Origin of the sequence: Collinsella sp. Sow4_D11, from assembly GCF_052116465.1 — a bacterium.
Lineage (GTDB): Bacteria > Actinomycetota > Coriobacteriia > Coriobacteriales > Coriobacteriaceae > Collinsella.
Genome location: NZ_JBQKLA010000031.1, coordinates 1 through 14,303, shown reverse-complemented (window position 1 = coordinate 14,303; position 14,303 = coordinate 1). Strand labels below are relative to the sequence as shown.

Here is a 14,303-nt window from a genome sequence, read left to right as displayed (position 1 = left end):
GACGCCGGTTCATCCATACCTGGGCGCCACGCTTTCGAGCGTCAACGCGCTCAACGCCCGCACTAACAATCTCGGCACCCCGCGGCCTGTCACATTAGATCATGTGTACGATATTTTTCTGGTGCTTGTTCGAACGCCGCGCACCCTTGCTTGACTACACTGACCTCATGTCTGATCGCAGCGCCGCCGAGTGGGCGTACCGTGTCCTGCTAGCCCTGTCGGGCGCCCTCCTCGGCCTCTACGTCACGGCCACATGGTGGCCATCTGACCGCCTACGGATGACTGACAGCCTGACTGAGGGCGGGTCGCTTCTCGTCTCACTCGCTGGCTTGACCTTCGCTGCGGGATGCGCCGTGTGGGCGTTCACTCCCGCTCGTCGGGACTAGCTCAACCAAGGCGACACAAGACCGAGACCGACAGCGATCCGCGATCCCTGCGCGGTGTTGCAATCGGCGTGAGCTGGTGCCCAGTTGCTCTGCTCCCAGGTCAGGTGCGGATGTGTGGCTCGGGGCTTGATGTGCTGCACGGTGCACGCCTGCTTGTGTGGGTGGCGCAGGCTGTAGTCGATCGGCATGCCGCAGATGACGCATGGCAGGTCGCCCGCCTGCCCATGTCGGCGCACGAGAGCGAGCGCATCCTGTGCTCGCTTCCCGCCCCACTCAGCGGCCCCACCAGTCACCTGCGCAGACATGCGCGCTCACCGATCACACTCGGGACACCACGGCGCCCCGTCCTTGCCGTGCCGTAGGGGTAACCCGCATCGCTCGCACCAGCCACAGTCAGAGGTCCCCATCTGTCGCCCCCCTACATGCATAATGCCCACCGGCGCGAGGGCGCACTGATGGGCAACTAGGCGCAGCATATCACGACGATCTGAGTTGTGCTTCTGCTGCGACACGCCGGATGGTCCCGAGGTCATACAGCGTGCGTCGCTGGTCGTCGGGGTCTGCGACGCCCCGATCGAGGAGTGATCTGGCCGCCCATGCTTGGAGTGTGCGGAGGGGTATGCCCGTGAGGCGGGCAGCGTCGGGGAGGCTGACGGCGGTGATGGAGATGATGCGGGCGCAGTCGGTGCAGGTCCACACGTCGCCTGATGGCGTGAGGGTGCCGATGTGGCAGCGGTTGCATCGGGCGTGTCGGGGTGGGTCGTCGTCGCGGACGCCGCGGGTGGCTGCCCGGGTGTTGCGCCAGCAGCGCTCGATGCCCCACACCAGCTCGTCCCACTGGGGCAGGGTCTGGGCGAAGTCGAGCCAGGTGGCGAGCCATGAGCAGCATCCGGCCACGGTGTCGGGCAGGTCGTCGGGGGCAAGTCCTGCGTCGAGGGCGTCGGCCTCGATGTCTCGGCACCAGGTCCACAGGTAGGGCAGGAGGCCTGCTCGGTCGGGGTCCATCCATTCGGCGCGTCCGGCTGCCACGTCCTGCGCGAGCGTGTTGTTGAGGAGCTGGATGACATCGAGTCGGACTGGTGGGCGACTGCCGGGTGCAGTGCGTCGCTGGGTGTCGTCGGGCGATCTGGTGATGAGCGCGGTTGGGAGGAGGGTGGCAAGGTCTGCCAGCTCGGCGAGCCAGCGGCGGACGTGCTGGGCGGTGGGGGTCACTGGTCCTCCTGGGGTGTCGGGTCGTGGTCGTGTCCGGCTGCCGGTGAGTCCTCCCTCGGTAGCCGGGCTAGGCGCGTGCGGAGCTGGTCACGGTCCCGGTACAGGCGCACCATCCGCTCAATGTTGGAGTCGTAGGCGGCCATGTCGGTGGTCGGTGGGGCCTCGCGTCGGTCGCGGTACGCGTCGAGCATGTCTGCCAGGGCCGCAGCGGCCTGCTGCGGCACGACGCCGTTGCCTGCCAGCCGCAGCGCCTCGTTGCGGGTGACTCCGGGCACGTCGGTGACCCATCCGGGCGGCAGACCCATCATCCATTCGGCGAACGCAGCGGCGAGGCGTGGCCGGTTCTTGCCGGGCTCGGTTGGCGACGGCGCGGGGTGCCCGAACGCGACCTCCTGACGGGCGACGGCAGGGGCGTACTGTCCGAACTGCTCGTGGGATGCGATGCCCTTGAGTAGTAGTTCGCCGCCGCGCGCGCCGCCACGTCGCTCATGCCCACCCGTAGCATCGGCCACGGAAGGCGTGGGGAGCGTGGCGACGGCGATACCCAGTGGCATCCCGAAGCCGTTGCCGTTGCCCAGTTCGGCCTTGACGCAGTCTCGGCGGGCCTGCCATGCGTCCACGTCCTCGCCGTCGTTGAACGCGCCAGCGGCCGGCGTGGGGAGCATGGTCACGACGGTGCGCAGGTCAGGCCCACCCGTGCCATGCTCGCCCGCGCCGTGGGTGTCCGACGACCGCGGCGTGGGGAGCATTCTCAGAGCCGCAGCACCCGCGTGTTCAACGGCAGCGTGTTCCGCCTCATTTGCGATGGGGCGCCCAGATTCTTGGCGTCCTGCGTGGTCGGCGTCGGCAGCATCTCGTCGCCAAGCGAGGACGAACACTCGGAACCGCTGGTGACAGGCGCCGACGTCGGACGCTCGTAGGCCGTGCCATTCCGCATCGAACCCGAGGTCACCCAAGTCTCCGAGTACACGTCCAAGTGCTCGCAGAACAGGCCCTCTGTCATCGGGACTTCCCATACATCCCGGGCAGTGTTCCAGGTCGCTAGCGGCCTTAGCGGAGAGACTTCCTCGGACGTTCTCCCAGACGACGTATGTGGGTTGGACATGGGCGATTGCCTCTCTCATGGTGACCCACAGGTTGGAGCGGGTGCCGTCGGTCATGCCGGCGCGTCGTCCGGCGGTGCTGAGGTCTGGGCATGGGGATCCGCCCGTGATGAGGTCGACGGGCGGGACGGTGCTCCAGTCGACGCGCGTCACGTCGCCGAGGTTGGGGGCGTCGGGGTAGCGACTCGCGAGCACCTTGCGCGCTCCCGAGTCAATGTCGGAGGTCCACACGACCTGGGCTGTCGGGAAGACGGCCTCTAGCGCGAGATCCAAGCCGCCGTAGCCCGAGAAGAGGCTCCCGACTCTGAGGGTGTCCAGATCGTTGACTTGCTCCCCACGGCTGAAGCCGGGGGATTCCTGCTTCTTCAACGGACGCCTCCTCGCTCTAGGAGCGAGGCGGTCTCACTCCATCTCCACAGGCTGAAACCGCGAGCCCCGCGGCCAGAATCGTTCGTGCCGCGTTGACGTCCCGGTCGTGAACGGTGCCGCATTCGGCGCACACCCATTCCCGGACGTTCAGCGGCAGGGACCGCAGCAGATGGCCGCAGTCGGAGCAGGTCTTGCTGCTCGGATACCAACGGTCGATCGCGATCACTTGACGGCCGTACCAGTCGGCCTTGTACTCCAGCATCGACCGGAGTTCCGACCATGAGGCGTCGGAGATGGCCCGCGCCAGTGATCGGTTCTTCACCATGTTGCGCACGGCCAGGTCCTCGATGGCGATCACTTGGTTTTCGCGTACCAGTCGAGTCGTGAGCTTGTGCAGGTGATCCCGGCGCCGGTCGGCGATCCGGGCATAGATGCGGGCAACCTTCAGCCTTGCTTTCGCTCGGTTGTTGGAGCCCTTCTGTTTGCGGGCCAGGTTGCGCTGTGCCTTGGCGAGCTTGGCCCGGTCCTTCTTCTCGTGCTTGGGGTTGGTGACCTTCTCCCCGGTGGAGAGCGTGACAAGCATCGTGATCCCGGCGTCGATCCCGACTGTCGCCTCTGTGGGCGCGTGCGGAGTGATCGTTTCCTCGACCAGTAGGGACACAAACCAGCGACCGGCGGCATCCCGGGAAACGGTGACCTGCGACGGGTCCGCATCCTCCGGCAGCGGCCTCGACCAGCGGACGTCCAGCGGCTGATCCTGCTTGGCCAGCTTTAGTCGCCCGTCGCGGAAGGCGAAGCAGTTCCGGAAGTATGTCGCGGAGTCGCGGGTCTTGCCCTTTTTCTTGAACTTCGGGTAGCGGTTCTGTTTGCGCCAGAACTTGTCGAATGCGCCTTGAAGGTTCCGCAGCGCGGCTTGTAGCGGACCCTTGGACGGCTCGGCCGGCCAGGCAGTCTCCGGGTCGCGCTTCCAGCCGGTAAGCATCCGGTCGGTCTCCGCATGAGTGACCCGGCGCTTCTCCTGCGTCCAGGCCCGGGACCGCTCCGCGAGCGCCCGGTTGTAGACATACCTGACGCACCCGAACGTCCGGTTCAGTTGCTCGGCCTGTTCGGGGGTCGGGTAGAAGCGGTACTTGTACGCCCGCCTCACAACCTTGCCGCTCATAGTTGACAGTGTAGCAGGTTTCGCTGTCACTTGATGCGCTTACCCCATAGCTGAAGCAAGGGGCATGCGCGCTACCAATCACGGTCATGATGTCTCCTGTCGGTTGCGGAGCGCCTGGCGTAGGCGCTCGCGGTGGGGGTCACTGGTCCTCCTGGGGTGTCGGGTCGTGGTCGTGTCCGGCTGCCGGCGGTGGCCGGAGCACGAAGGCCTCCTCGACGGCGAGCAGTCCGTCTCGGGAGGGGTGGGGGTCGTGCCAGAGTTGCCCGTCGCGGTAGAGCACCTGGTGATGTGAGTGCGTCGGCGCGTCGCCGGGCAGGATGGTCGCCCAGTGCGTGCGCATCTCCAGTTGGACGGGGCCGACCTCGCCGGACCTCGCCTTCGCCACCAGCAGCTCCGCCTGCCAGCGCTTGTCCTCGTCGGGGGCGAGCTGCTCGCGGGTGTCTGCGGTCACTATGCCTCCATGGGGCGGGTGAATCCGCAGGGTTGCGGGAGGGGATCGACGTAGATGGACATGGGGGTCTCGATATGGACGGGCGGGGCCTGCTCGTCGGGTAGGGGATGCTCGTCGGGTGCGTGTCGTGCGATGGTGAGGTGGAGTTCCCAGCGCCCGACAGTGAGGGTGAGGGTCATCAATCATCACCTCCTCGCCGTCTGGACGTGAGCGGCGAACGGGTCGGAGCGCTGGGGAGTAGCGGCACCCCTCGATGCCACGACCCTCGCCTGTCCTGCACGACGTGCCCGTCGCGCTCCATGGTGAGTAGTGCAGCCATCACCTCTACGACTGAGGCGCCGATGTTGGCGGCTATCACCGACGGTGTGGTGACCCGACCGCGTGAGCGTCGGGCGGGCAAGAACTCCCAGATGCGGCGATTCACTGCTCAGCCCACAAGTGCGCACGGCGGGCGCGGGCTGCCGCCAACACGTCTCCATAATAGGTTTCCTCCCAGCTTTCCGAGTCGCGTCCGTGCACAGCCGACCGCTTCGCCTTGGTGGAGCCGAGGATGTGGACGCGCAGCCAGCGACGGTCCAACTTGCCACCGAAGCTCAATGCGTAGGTGGGATGCACGGGGAGGTGGCGCGAGTGCAGGTAGGCGTACACGTCGACGGCGGTCCAGCGGATGATGGGTCGGCACGTGCGCTCTGTGGAGGTGCCGTGCCAGCGCAGCGACCCGGCACGAACAGCCGACTCCTCGGCCCGAACCCCCGACACATACCGGCCGGGGATAAGTTTGGCCATGATGTTGGTTGCCTTGCGGTTGGGGTCGGCATGGATCGCCTCGAACCCTGGTTCGCCTCGCTGCGGGACACGGCCCTCGTACAGGGCCTCGTGATAGTTGATGCCCGGGTGGGTGTCGAGGAATGCGTCTCGCACCCAGTCGGTTTCGGGTGGTTCCCAATCGGCCACGCGGGCACGCTTCATCGTGACCTGCGGGTCGGCGAGGTAGGCAAGGTGTGCGACCACCACTGAGTCCTTCCCCCACGACATGGACACGAACCCCTCGTCAGCATCAAGGAAGCGGCGGATTTCGGAGATGGCTTCCCCCTCGATCCGGTCGAGGCGCGCCGAATCAGCTTCGGCGATGAGATTGTCGTAGCGTTCCAGTGCGGCCCAGTGGTTGCGGTCGGGTCCGGTGATGCGGGGAGAGTCGATCAGCATGGGGCCTCCTTGGTCCACAGGATTTCGGTACGGGGAACGGTGCGACCCATCGGCACCTGTGCGCGGGCGGCGATAGGGTGCCGTGCCCATCCCCGGACTGCGGTGAGTGCAGTGTCGTACACGGTGTCTGGGTAGCCGGACACCGCCAGGGCGGCGTGGTTGACGGTTGCGATCGCGTTGACCAGGGCCAGGTGGTTGCCGTCATCCATGTGGTGCGGGTAGCGGACGCTGCCGGGGTATGGGGGGTCGATATAGAGCAGGCATCCGGGCTTGTCGTACATGTCAAGCATCTCGACGGCGGGGCGCTGGTCAATGCTGACACGGTGGAGCCGGGCCGCTGCTGGGGCGAGCCGCGACGCCCACGACGCCATGGTGTGGGGATGGGAGCCGGTGGCGATCCTCTTGACCCAGAAATCGTGCCGCTGCTCGGTGGTGCGGAGCGTGTTCTGGGTCAGCCGCACCCATACTTGGCGGGCACGCTCCACCTCGCTGGACGCATCGCTCCCGATAGCTTCGTACAGCTCGACGCGCGAGTGGGGTGTGAGGACACATGCGCGCTCCAACGCCTCCGGCTGGTCGCGCAGCACTCGCCAGAACGTGACCAGATCACCGTCCAGGTCGTTGACGGTCTCCGCCTCCGACGGTGTTTTGGCGAGCAGCACCGCGAGACTCCCGCCACACACCTCCACGTAGTGCCGGTGGGCCGGCAGTAAGACGATGATTTTGGCGGCGATCATCGTCTTACTGCCGACGTAGGGGAAAGGTGGTCTCACGCGCACTCCACTCGGTCGCCGTGGTGCCAGTAGGGTGGGCGGACGCGTTGCAACTGCCCACCCTCGGTGGGCATCGGTCGATCTCTCCACCCATCACGGACGCCCGCCTCGATGCTCCACCCGGACACCCTCCCGTATCCGACGGCGGCATGCGCCCCCAGATGTGTCACGTCGACCAGCAGGGCGTGCAGGGCATCCACGTCAGTGGTGTCTGCGTCCCACCACACACGCGGTATCCAGGCCGCAGCTACGGTTACGTCACGGGCTTTGTGGGGCCCGAGCCCGGGATGGTATTTCTGATCCTTCGTGTAGCGAGCCATCGCATCGGCGGCTGGTTTGCGGCGCAGTTCGATCGCTGTGTGCGCCTCAACATGGGGGTGGGCGCGGGACACGCACCACCCCCATGTTCCAGCCTCCATCCACCGGGCGAGCGGCAACACCGCATCGCCGGGCGGTTGGCCGGGAACAATCCGGCCCGACCCCTGCAACTGCCACCATGCCCACGACAGTGGCCCGTCGAGCATCATCGGGGTCTCCGTGAGCCCGATCGACAGGCTGTCGAGGTGGGCGGTGATCCTCACTGGCTGGGTCATCCCGCCACCTCGGTGAGCAGGTCGAGGATATCGGCGCGGGTGTTTTTGAGTCGGGCCGACCACGCATCCACGATGTGCGGGTCCGTGCCAAGCCCGTCGATGCGCACCATGCCTGCGCCCGTGCTGGACTTCGCGCCGACGCTTGCCACACCGTCGGGCGCCCACAGGGACGCTGCCACAGCCAGCATGGTCTGGTGTTGCTCGGTGGCGGCCGGGGTGAGCTGCATCGACCCACACAGGACAGCGCCAGATTTGATGGTCTGCCAGTCGTAGATCATCTGTGTAGATGCGAGAGTCTGCGCCATGTCGAGGTAGCGTCCGGCCGGTGTGGTGGTGATGTCGTGGCGGGTGCCGAACTCCTCCGACCGGTAGGCAGCGGCCCGCTTCAGAGCGTGCGCGGTCTCTGCGACATGGCCGGGCAGCCGCCACGCGTTCTCGGCGCAGACGAGCATCAGTGGAGATATGCGCACCGTGCCTGCTGCCAGATCGGAGCGGGCCGAGTAGCCGAGCATCGCCAGGTGCGGCAGCAGTTCCTCCACGCGGCGGAGGGTGTCAAGGTTGGTTTGCGACCCGGTTTCGGTGATGGCCCCGCCGGACCACAGCAGGTCAACCACTGGCTTAGACAGGCTGCCCGGTTCTATGTTGAGCGTGCGGGCGAGGTGCCACGCCAGCGCCGACCGGAGTCCGTGGCGAATCGAGTTTCCGGAGATGTAGGGCACGGTGGCGGTGGTTCCGTCGGGTTGGATGATCTGCTCGGTCCGCAGCAGGGCGGTGTTCCCGGCGGTGCCTGCGCCATGATGCAGCGGGGTGAGAGCGGTCGCGGTGTAGTACGTGAGGCTCATGATGTGTGTCTCTCTTTCGGTCAGTATGGGGCGGGGGCGTCGAGGGCAGGCTGGAGGTTTTTGCTGGTGCGGCGGGCGGTGCGCTCGACGCGGACGAGGGCGACCATGTAGACGTGCTCAGCGGCGACACGATCAGCCCATTCGGTGTAGGACGGGTCAATCACCTCGGCGAGGGCAGTCACGGTCCGCGACGCCGATTCACTGAGCACATCGACCTGGAGTTTGGCGGCAGCGATCGTCGTCGCTTGGGCGAGAGTGGTAGCGCCCGCTGCAGCGGCTTGAAGCGCGGCAGAGGCTCGATCCCACCAATGGCTGGCCCCGATGGTGTCCACGTCGGCGGAGTCGAGTAGTGCTGACAGCCACTTCCGGGTGGCATCGAGCAGGATGTCGGTCATTGCATGGTTCCTTTCGTGATGGTCCACAGCGCGAGGTCGAGCAGTGGTGATCTGAGGTAGGGGGCGAGCGGGCGGGAGTGCTCCACCCATGCGGCGAGCTTGTCGGCGGTCGCGATACCGGACGGGTCTCCCGTGAGGACGGCTGACGCGGGGACTCCGAGACGGCGCAACTCCAGAGCGTGCCCGCGAACCATCATCCACTCATCCGGGGTGGATGTGACGGTGGTGGACTCCATCCGCATCTGCCACCGACCTGCCCCGGTGTTGACGTGGGCGTAGGGCAGGACATGTTTTTGTCCCGACACTGCGACGGTGACCAGCCACTCACCATCAGGCGGGGTGGCTAGGATGTCGGAGATGGGCGCTGGATTGGACCGGTTCAGCAGGGTCAGGCCCGGCCCGTCGGGCATGGCACATTTCTCATGTTTGGGCGGCAGGTCACTGCCTGGGGCGGCGATGATGCTCCACATCCGCAGCGTGACAGGGGGCTTCCCCGAGCAGGCCCACAGGCAGGCGGCACATACGTTGGTGGAGTCAGGACGGCGCCAGCATGAGTGGTCGGTCCAGTTGTTGCCGAGCGCCTTGCCGACTGGTGCGGCAGGCAGGTCGTTGCCGCCACACATGCGGCACGTTTCAACATCGCCCAGGAGCGCGGCCATGGACGCCACCGGCGAGGGTTGTCCGGCGAGTTCCCATACCAGGCGCGTCGGGGCGGTCATGACCGCACCTCGGAGGCCAGCAGTAGCCCGCACCCGTACGCCTTGCCTGATCCGACCCCGGATATGCGGAGAGCGTGGAGTGCGTCGGCGTCAGTCACAGTCCCGGAGGCGATGAACTCCACCCGCCGTAGCGTCACGACGTGCCCCGGTTTGGCGGTGACAACGGGGGCCAGGTTGTGATGGGCGATGTGTGTGACATCGACAGCGCTGGACAGCTTGCGCAGGAACCAGCCATCCCAGTCAGCTTCAGCAAGCGGATTGCGCGTGCCTCGGCCACCGCCGCCGCCCCGCATAGATCGGGTCGGGTTCGCTATCAAAGCCATCTGCACCACCGCGCCCTCTGGGCAGAATTTGAGATCGCCTTGTGATACACGGATCGCCCATTCGGGAGCGAGCCCCAGACGGGTTTGGGTGATGACGATCCCGGGGCGAGGAAATGCCCACAGCGGGCGCGTATCGCTGGATACCTCAGCGATCCGCTGGTGGAGCCAGCGCGTGTCATGAGGAGTCCCTCGGGGTAGCCGCAGGTGGGTGAGTATCATGCTGATTCCTTTCGTTTCGGCTCGGTCCGGTCGGTCAGCTCTGCGACGAAGCCCCGGCCCGCGTTGTCGAGGTGGAGTGCCACGTCGGAGAGGGGCACCGAGTCGGCGATCGCGGCGAGGTGGTTGAGGCTACGGGCGATCTGCTCGGACAGGCGGTCACTCATCACTGTCCTCGATGGTGGCGAGCTGCCGTATGCGCGATTCTGAGGGCCTTTCAGTGGCTTGGGGTCCATGGGTACCAGTCTGCCCCTGTTCGTCGCTCTCCGTGTCCACGTGAGAGCAATGAGCGGCATTCCAGCGAGTATCCACCAGGCCGGTCGTCCACTGCCCGGACCGGTTTCTGGTCATGCCCCGGTCGAGCATCTCTGCCTCGGTGAGGCAGCGGCGGCGGGCCGGGCCGGTGATTTGCCCGTGCTTCCCGGTGCGGTGCATGTCGCCGGAGGTGGTGCTGGTGAAGGTTTCGTGACACCACCACTGTATAATGAGGTTATGGACGTTATCTGTGTCGACTGCGGTCAAGTCATCCCTGGAGCTGCTCACCAAAGGAGGCGGTGTGATGCCTGCCGGAAGGAACGGTTTCGTTCCTATGCCAAGCCAATTCGCACACTTAGGGACGGCGAAGAACCACCGGCGGGAGAGCCCCGTAGGTTCATCAACGGTGAGGGGTACATCAGGCTCCGCTGGAGTCTTCCCGGCGAGTACGTCGAGGCATACGAGCATCGTGTCGTCGCCGGAGCGAAAGACGGCGAGCAAGTTCACCACATCGATGGGAATCGAACCAACAACGATCCGAGCAACCTCTGCGTGCTGTCCCCCGAGGAACATCACAGACTGCATGCGGAGCATGGGAGTGGGCCCGCTTCCACCCACAAGTTCATCAGGATCGACGGGGATGAGGCCGAGAGGCTCTACAAGCTTGGCTATGGGACTGAGCGGATCGGACGGATCTTGAGTGCTGACCCATCTGCCGTCTGGCGCCTTCTCAAACGCCGCGGCGTTCAGATCAGGCGTGGCTACGGCGGGCCAAAGCGCAAAGCAGGCTAGCCCTTTAGCGCCGCAGTGCTCGGCGCGGCTACCGGCAATGGTGGCGTCGCAGGTGGAGCAGGTCCAGGTCATGATGTCTCCTGTCGGTTGCGGAGCGCCTGGCGTAGGCGCTCGCGGTGGGCTCTGATCTGGTCGGGGGTGGCGAGGTCGGTGCGTTGCTCCGGCTGCCATGTCGGCAGGGTCGGGGTCGCAGGTCGCCCGGCTGCCTCGGCTCGTCGTGCAGAGAGTCGCTCCAGCTCGAAGCGGATGCCTGCTGGGGTTTTGTGGTCGTGGTTGCAGGCGGCGGCGATGGCTGCCCATGCGAGGTCGGCGAGGCTGTCGGTGTCGAGGCTGGCGAGGATGGAGGCGACGGGTGGCTGGAGCCATGGCTGTCGGTCGGGGTAGCGCATCGCGGCGCGAGTGTGGCAGGTGAGTGCTGCGAGGTCGCGGCACCAGTCGGCGGGGGCTCTCATGCTGCGTCCCGGTTTTGTCGCGTAGCGAGGTCGGCAAGCAAAGATCGCGAGCCCCTACCTACCGGACTTTTTTTGCTTGCTGAACCACAATTCTCAACCACAAACAGGCTTGAGCTTTCCTGCCCAGCTTTAGTTGTTTGGGTTGGGTTGGGTTGGGTTGGGTTGGGGGAGACGTAACATTTCTGTACGTACGACGGACGTACGCCGTAACGTACGACGTACATACAACGCGACATGCACCTCATGACGCGCCGCCCTTGATGGCCCGGAGCTGCGCCCTTTTAGCCCTCCACTCAGCGACCCGCTGACGCTCACTCTCACGCCTCGACTCAATATCAGCCCTGCTCGGATTGATCTGCACCCAGTCGTGGAACTGCCATCCGCCCTCCACCTCGTCCCACAGTCCAGCCTGGACGAGGGTTCTTGCGTCGGCAGGTCTGGCTCCGAGTGCGGGTAGCATCCCGGCCGGGACATGGCCGTCGGTGAGATGATCGGCGCACCACGATCCGGCGATCACCCACAGCCCCATCGCCCGCAGTCCCGCCTGATGTCGTTTCGGGTGGGAGTGTAGTTTGTCATCGACGCGCATCCACGCCATGTCAGGGCTCCTCTCTGAGTCGTCTCGATGCTCTGCGCGGGTCGCCCTTGCATGCGACGATCAGATACTGATGCAGTCGCGTGAGTTTCCGCGACGCACGCATCGTGCGGCCCGCGACGGTCATGGCGCCTCCCCAAGGTCGAACAGGGTTGGCATGTCCACCTCGCGTTCCATGGCGCGCAGGTAGCCGAGCGCGTCTCGGTAGTAGCCGGTGTTCAGCTCCACGCCAGCTCCTCGCCTGCCGAGCCTGAGGGCGCGGACCGGGACTGTCCCGAGGCCTCCGAACGGGTCGAACACGAGGTCGCCCGGGTTGGAGTAGCGGCGGATGAGTCGGTCCACGATGTCGAACTGCAGGGGGCAGACGTGATACGCCTGCGCCTTGCGTGACTGCTCCGTGTTCAGCGTCCCCATCCGGTTCACGTCATGCCACACCTCGGGCGACCATGAGCCGGGCGCGAGAGCCATGAAAGTGGAAGGTAGGGCGCGGCGGCTGTCGAGCGCTTCCCCGGTCTCCACGTGGTCCTCATAGTCGTACACCTCGGTCAGGGTCTGTTGGGTGAACAGCCGTGACCGTTCCTCAACGGGCAGGGCGGCGAGCTCGGCTGGCGTCAGGTGGCGGTTCCCGGACGAGCGCCAGAAGGCGTGGGCGTCGATCTGCCAGCGCGACCTGGAGTAGTCATCCTTGTCCTTGGTGACGGGAGTGTCGGCGTAGGAGCGTGTGCGGTCGGTCTGGGGGGCGCGGAACAGCAGCACATACTCGGGCGACCCCACGCCCATCTTCGTGCCGTCCTTACACTGCTCTGTCCAGCCGAGGCGATAGGTCTGGTTGTTCTCCCGCACCACGTCGGTAACGACGGTGATCATGCCGAGGTAGTCGAAGCCGTGGCGGCAGGCGTGGAAGATCGCCTCAGCGTGGAACGGCGAGACGGTCGGCACCCCTGCGCCGGTCACGTTGCCGAACAGAATGCGGTCCTTGACGTGACAGGCGTAGATTCGGCCCGGTCTGAGGATGCGTAGCAGCTGCGGAGTCAGGTAGTCCATCTGTGCCCAGAAGTGGCAGTTATCGTCGGTGTGGCCGAAATCGTTGTAGCTCGGGGTGTACTCGTAATGATTGGCGAACGGGATGCTGGTCACGATGAGGTCCACCGAGTCGGACGGCATGGAGGCGGTCTCGTCAACGCAGTCGTTGTTGGAGTACTGCCAGCCCTCCCCGGCTGACGTGAGCCGGGTGACACCCATGCTGCGGGTTAGTTCGCCCGCGACGCTCGCTTGGTCGAGTCCGTGGGTCTTGATGATGTCGGTCATGTTGGTGGACAGCTCCTTGTGGCGTGACCACTTGTCACGCAGGGATGTGCAGATGTCGGTCTCTGATTCGGCGTAGACGACGTGCGCGGTGCATGGGCGGGTCTGACCGAATCGCTGGATGCGGTGGAGCGACTGAATCCAGTCATTGAACTTGTGCGACACGCCGGCGTAGAAGCAGGTGTTGGACTGCTGCAAGTTCATGCCCTGACCGAGCATCACCGGCTTACCAATGAGGGCGACTCTTTCGCCGTTGCGCCACGCCTCGAGGCGGCGTTCGGACTCGTCTGGGTCGAGGGCGCCGAAGATGGACGCGAACGAGATGCCACGGTCCGCGAGGCCCCGTTCAATCGCGATCTGCTCGGCGTTGAGATCGCACCACAGGATGATCTGGTCACCGGGATGCTGTGCCTGATGGGCGTCCACGAGTTGCAGCAGCCGCCTGATACGTTCGGGCATCGTGTCTCGGCGTTCGCGTGCTTCCTCCTGGAGCGACATAGCCGCGCCGCCTCGGAACAATCGCGCCTGTCCGTCGCGATCCATCTCAGTCACCGTGTGGTCGACCGGAACTTCGTGCCACTGGACATCTAGGGGTGGAAGGTTGTAGCCGTCGTCGCTGTAGCCGAGGTCGGATGGGTATTGGACGAACGCGGCCCACGTGTTGAGCCACAGGTAGAACTCGCGCTCCTTGTGTGGGTAAAGAGTTAGATGGTTGGCCTTGGTTGAGTCGCGCTGGAAGAAGCGGGTGAGCGCTTGGCCGGTGTCCATGACTCCGAGGAAACCGGCGTAGTGGATGAGCTCCTTGTAGCGGTTTGGTGAGGGTGTCGCCGTCGCAACAAAGCGGAACCGGTTCCTGAAGTTGGCGAGGAACGTCTGGTAGGTCTTGGAGCCGAACGATCGCAGCACGGACGCCTCATCGAGGCTGACGGCCGTGAACGCGTTGGGGTCGAGCTTGCCGTCGCGGACGGTCTCATAGTTGGTGACGTGAATCGCTCCGGGCACGATCTGGTCGGGTCGGCGGATGAAGTGCACGTCGTAGCCGAGTTTGGCGGCGTCGCGCTGGAACTCGCCACGCACCCCGAGGGGGCAGACGATGAGCGCTTCGCCACCTTCGCGGGCGAGGGTGAGACGCAGCGTTTCGAGTTGGATCATCG

At 65.6% G+C, this 14,303-nt stretch carries 17 protein-coding genes; 1 reads left to right on the top strand and 16 read right to left on the bottom strand.

The window, feature by feature from the left end; translation table 11 throughout:
• Positions 1-382: 382 nt before the first annotated feature.
• The 14 genes from ACTQ40_RS09505 to ACTQ40_RS09440 form a co-directional block, all read right to left on the bottom strand.
• Positions 383-574, bottom strand: a complete 192-nt coding sequence (locus ACTQ40_RS09505) for an HNH endonuclease (protein ID WP_441184316.1) — start codon at positions 572-574, stop codon at positions 383-385.
• A 289-nt stretch (positions 575-863) separates the two neighbouring features.
• Positions 864-1,598, bottom strand: coding sequence for a hypothetical protein (locus ACTQ40_RS09500; protein ID WP_441042371.1), 735 nt, complete (start codon positions 1,596-1,598; stop codon positions 864-866).
• Positions 1,595-3,070 carry a DNA cytosine methyltransferase gene (locus ACTQ40_RS09495; RefSeq protein WP_441140855.1) on the bottom strand — a complete coding sequence of 492 codons (1,476 nt, stop codon included), beginning with the start codon at positions 3,068-3,070 and terminating at the stop codon, positions 1,595-1,597. Before ACTQ40_RS09495 ends, ACTQ40_RS09500 begins: the two co-directional genes overlap by 4 nt.
• Before the next feature lie 16 nt (positions 3,071-3,086).
• Positions 3,087-4,232 carry an RNA-guided endonuclease InsQ/TnpB family protein gene (locus tag ACTQ40_RS09490; RefSeq protein WP_441563984.1) on the bottom strand — a complete coding sequence of 382 codons (1,146 nt, stop codon included), beginning with the start codon at positions 4,230-4,232 and terminating at the stop codon, positions 3,087-3,089.
• A 139-nt stretch (positions 4,233-4,371) separates the two neighbouring features.
• Positions 4,372-4,683, bottom strand: coding sequence for a hypothetical protein (locus ACTQ40_RS09485; protein WP_441140858.1), 312 nt, complete (start codon positions 4,681-4,683; stop codon positions 4,372-4,374).
• Positions 4,683-4,862: a hypothetical protein gene (locus ACTQ40_RS09480; protein WP_441085545.1), complete on the bottom strand. Its 180-nt coding sequence runs from the start codon at positions 4,860-4,862 to the stop codon at positions 4,683-4,685. Before ACTQ40_RS09480 ends, ACTQ40_RS09485 begins: the two co-directional genes overlap by 1 nt.
• 241 nt (positions 4,863-5,103) lie before the next feature.
• Positions 5,104-5,889 (bottom strand): phosphoadenosine phosphosulfate reductase domain-containing protein, encoded by a 786-nt coding sequence (locus tag ACTQ40_RS09475; RefSeq protein ID WP_441042276.1) that lies wholly within the window; start codon positions 5,887-5,889, stop codon positions 5,104-5,106.
• Positions 5,883-6,662 carry a DNA adenine methylase gene (locus tag ACTQ40_RS09470; RefSeq protein WP_441399537.1) on the bottom strand — a complete coding sequence of 260 codons (780 nt, stop codon included), beginning with the start codon at positions 6,660-6,662 and terminating at the stop codon, positions 5,883-5,885. Before ACTQ40_RS09470 ends, ACTQ40_RS09475 begins: the two co-directional genes overlap by 7 nt.
• Positions 6,659-7,255, bottom strand: a complete 597-nt coding sequence (locus ACTQ40_RS09465) for a hypothetical protein (RefSeq protein WP_441227402.1) — start codon at positions 7,253-7,255, stop codon at positions 6,659-6,661. Before ACTQ40_RS09465 ends, ACTQ40_RS09470 begins: the two co-directional genes overlap by 4 nt.
• Positions 7,252-8,097 (bottom strand): hypothetical protein, encoded by an 846-nt coding sequence (locus ACTQ40_RS09460; protein WP_441085546.1) that lies wholly within the window; start codon positions 8,095-8,097, stop codon positions 7,252-7,254. The genes ACTQ40_RS09465 and ACTQ40_RS09460 overlap by 4 nt, the downstream gene beginning before the upstream one ends.
• A 20-nt stretch (positions 8,098-8,117) precedes the next feature.
• Positions 8,118-8,492: a hypothetical protein gene (locus tag ACTQ40_RS09455; protein WP_441085547.1), complete on the bottom strand. Its 375-nt coding sequence runs from the start codon at positions 8,490-8,492 to the stop codon at positions 8,118-8,120.
• Positions 8,489-9,211 (bottom strand): hypothetical protein, encoded by a 723-nt coding sequence (locus ACTQ40_RS09450; RefSeq protein WP_441085548.1) that lies wholly within the window; start codon positions 9,209-9,211, stop codon positions 8,489-8,491. The genes ACTQ40_RS09455 and ACTQ40_RS09450 overlap by 4 nt, the downstream gene beginning before the upstream one ends.
• Entirely contained in the window at positions 9,208-9,753 is a 546-nt protein-coding gene (locus ACTQ40_RS09445; protein ID WP_441042286.1) for a type I-E CRISPR-associated protein Cas6/Cse3/CasE, read from the bottom strand. Before ACTQ40_RS09445 ends, ACTQ40_RS09450 begins: the two co-directional genes overlap by 4 nt.
• A complete protein-coding gene (locus ACTQ40_RS09440; protein ID WP_441085550.1) occupies positions 9,750-9,917 on the bottom strand; it encodes a hypothetical protein in 168 nt (55 codons plus the stop codon). Before ACTQ40_RS09440 ends, ACTQ40_RS09445 begins: the two co-directional genes overlap by 4 nt.
• Before the next feature lie 67 nt (positions 9,918-9,984).
• Between ACTQ40_RS09440 and ACTQ40_RS09435 the strand changes: the two genes are divergently transcribed.
• Positions 9,985-10,797: an HNH endonuclease signature motif containing protein gene (locus ACTQ40_RS09435; RefSeq protein ID WP_441563981.1), complete on the top strand. Its 813-nt coding sequence runs from the start codon at positions 9,985-9,987 to the stop codon at positions 10,795-10,797.
• 693 nt (positions 10,798-11,490) lie between these two features.
• On the opposite strand, the gene ACTQ40_RS09430 is transcribed toward ACTQ40_RS09435, so the two are convergent.
• A complete protein-coding gene (locus ACTQ40_RS09430) occupies positions 11,491-11,847 on the bottom strand; it encodes a hypothetical protein (RefSeq protein ID WP_441085750.1) in 357 nt (118 codons plus the stop codon).
• Between the two features lie 120 nt (positions 11,848-11,967).
• On the bottom strand, positions 11,968-14,303 hold a 2,336-nt coding region (locus ACTQ40_RS09425), incomplete at its 5' end, for a DNA methyltransferase (protein ID WP_441563978.1).

Excerpts from the sequence above, each read along its gene's own strand:
- ACTQ40_RS09505 (WP_441184316.1), bottom strand. The coding sequence starts at position 574 with ATGCCGATCGACTACAGCCTGCGCCACCCACACAAGCAGGCGTGCACC.
- ACTQ40_RS09490 (WP_441563984.1), bottom strand. The coding sequence starts at position 4,232 with ATGAGCGGCAAGGTTGTGAGGCGGGCGTACAAGTACCGCTTCTACCCG.
- ACTQ40_RS09480 (WP_441085545.1), bottom strand. The coding sequence starts at position 4,862 with ATGACCCTCACCCTCACTGTCGGGCGCTGGGAACTCCACCTCACCATC.
- ACTQ40_RS09475 (WP_441042276.1), bottom strand. The coding sequence starts at position 5,889 with ATGCTGATCGACTCTCCCCGCATCACCGGACCCGACCGCAACCACTGG.
- ACTQ40_RS09465 (WP_441227402.1), bottom strand. The coding sequence starts at position 7,255 with ATGACCCAGCCAGTGAGGATCACCGCCCACCTCGACAGCCTGTCGATC.
- ACTQ40_RS09460 (WP_441085546.1), bottom strand. The coding sequence starts at position 8,097 with ATGAGCCTCACGTACTACACCGCGACCGCTCTCACCCCGCTGCATCAT.
- ACTQ40_RS09455 (WP_441085547.1), bottom strand. The coding sequence starts at position 8,492 with ATGACCGACATCCTGCTCGATGCCACCCGGAAGTGGCTGTCAGCACTA.
- ACTQ40_RS09450 (WP_441085548.1), bottom strand. The coding sequence starts at position 9,211 with ATGACCGCCCCGACGCGCCTGGTATGGGAACTCGCCGGACAACCCTCG.
- ACTQ40_RS09445 (WP_441042286.1), bottom strand. The coding sequence starts at position 9,753 with ATGATACTCACCCACCTGCGGCTACCCCGAGGGACTCCTCATGACACG.
- ACTQ40_RS09440 (WP_441085550.1), bottom strand. The coding sequence starts at position 9,917 with ATGAGTGACCGCCTGTCCGAGCAGATCGCCCGTAGCCTCAACCACCTC.
- ACTQ40_RS09435 (WP_441563981.1), top strand. The coding sequence starts at position 9,985 with ATGGGTACCAGTCTGCCCCTGTTCGTCGCTCTCCGTGTCCACGTGAGA.
- ACTQ40_RS09430 (WP_441085750.1), bottom strand. The coding sequence starts at position 11,847 with ATGGCGTGGATGCGCGTCGATGACAAACTACACTCCCACCCGAAACGA.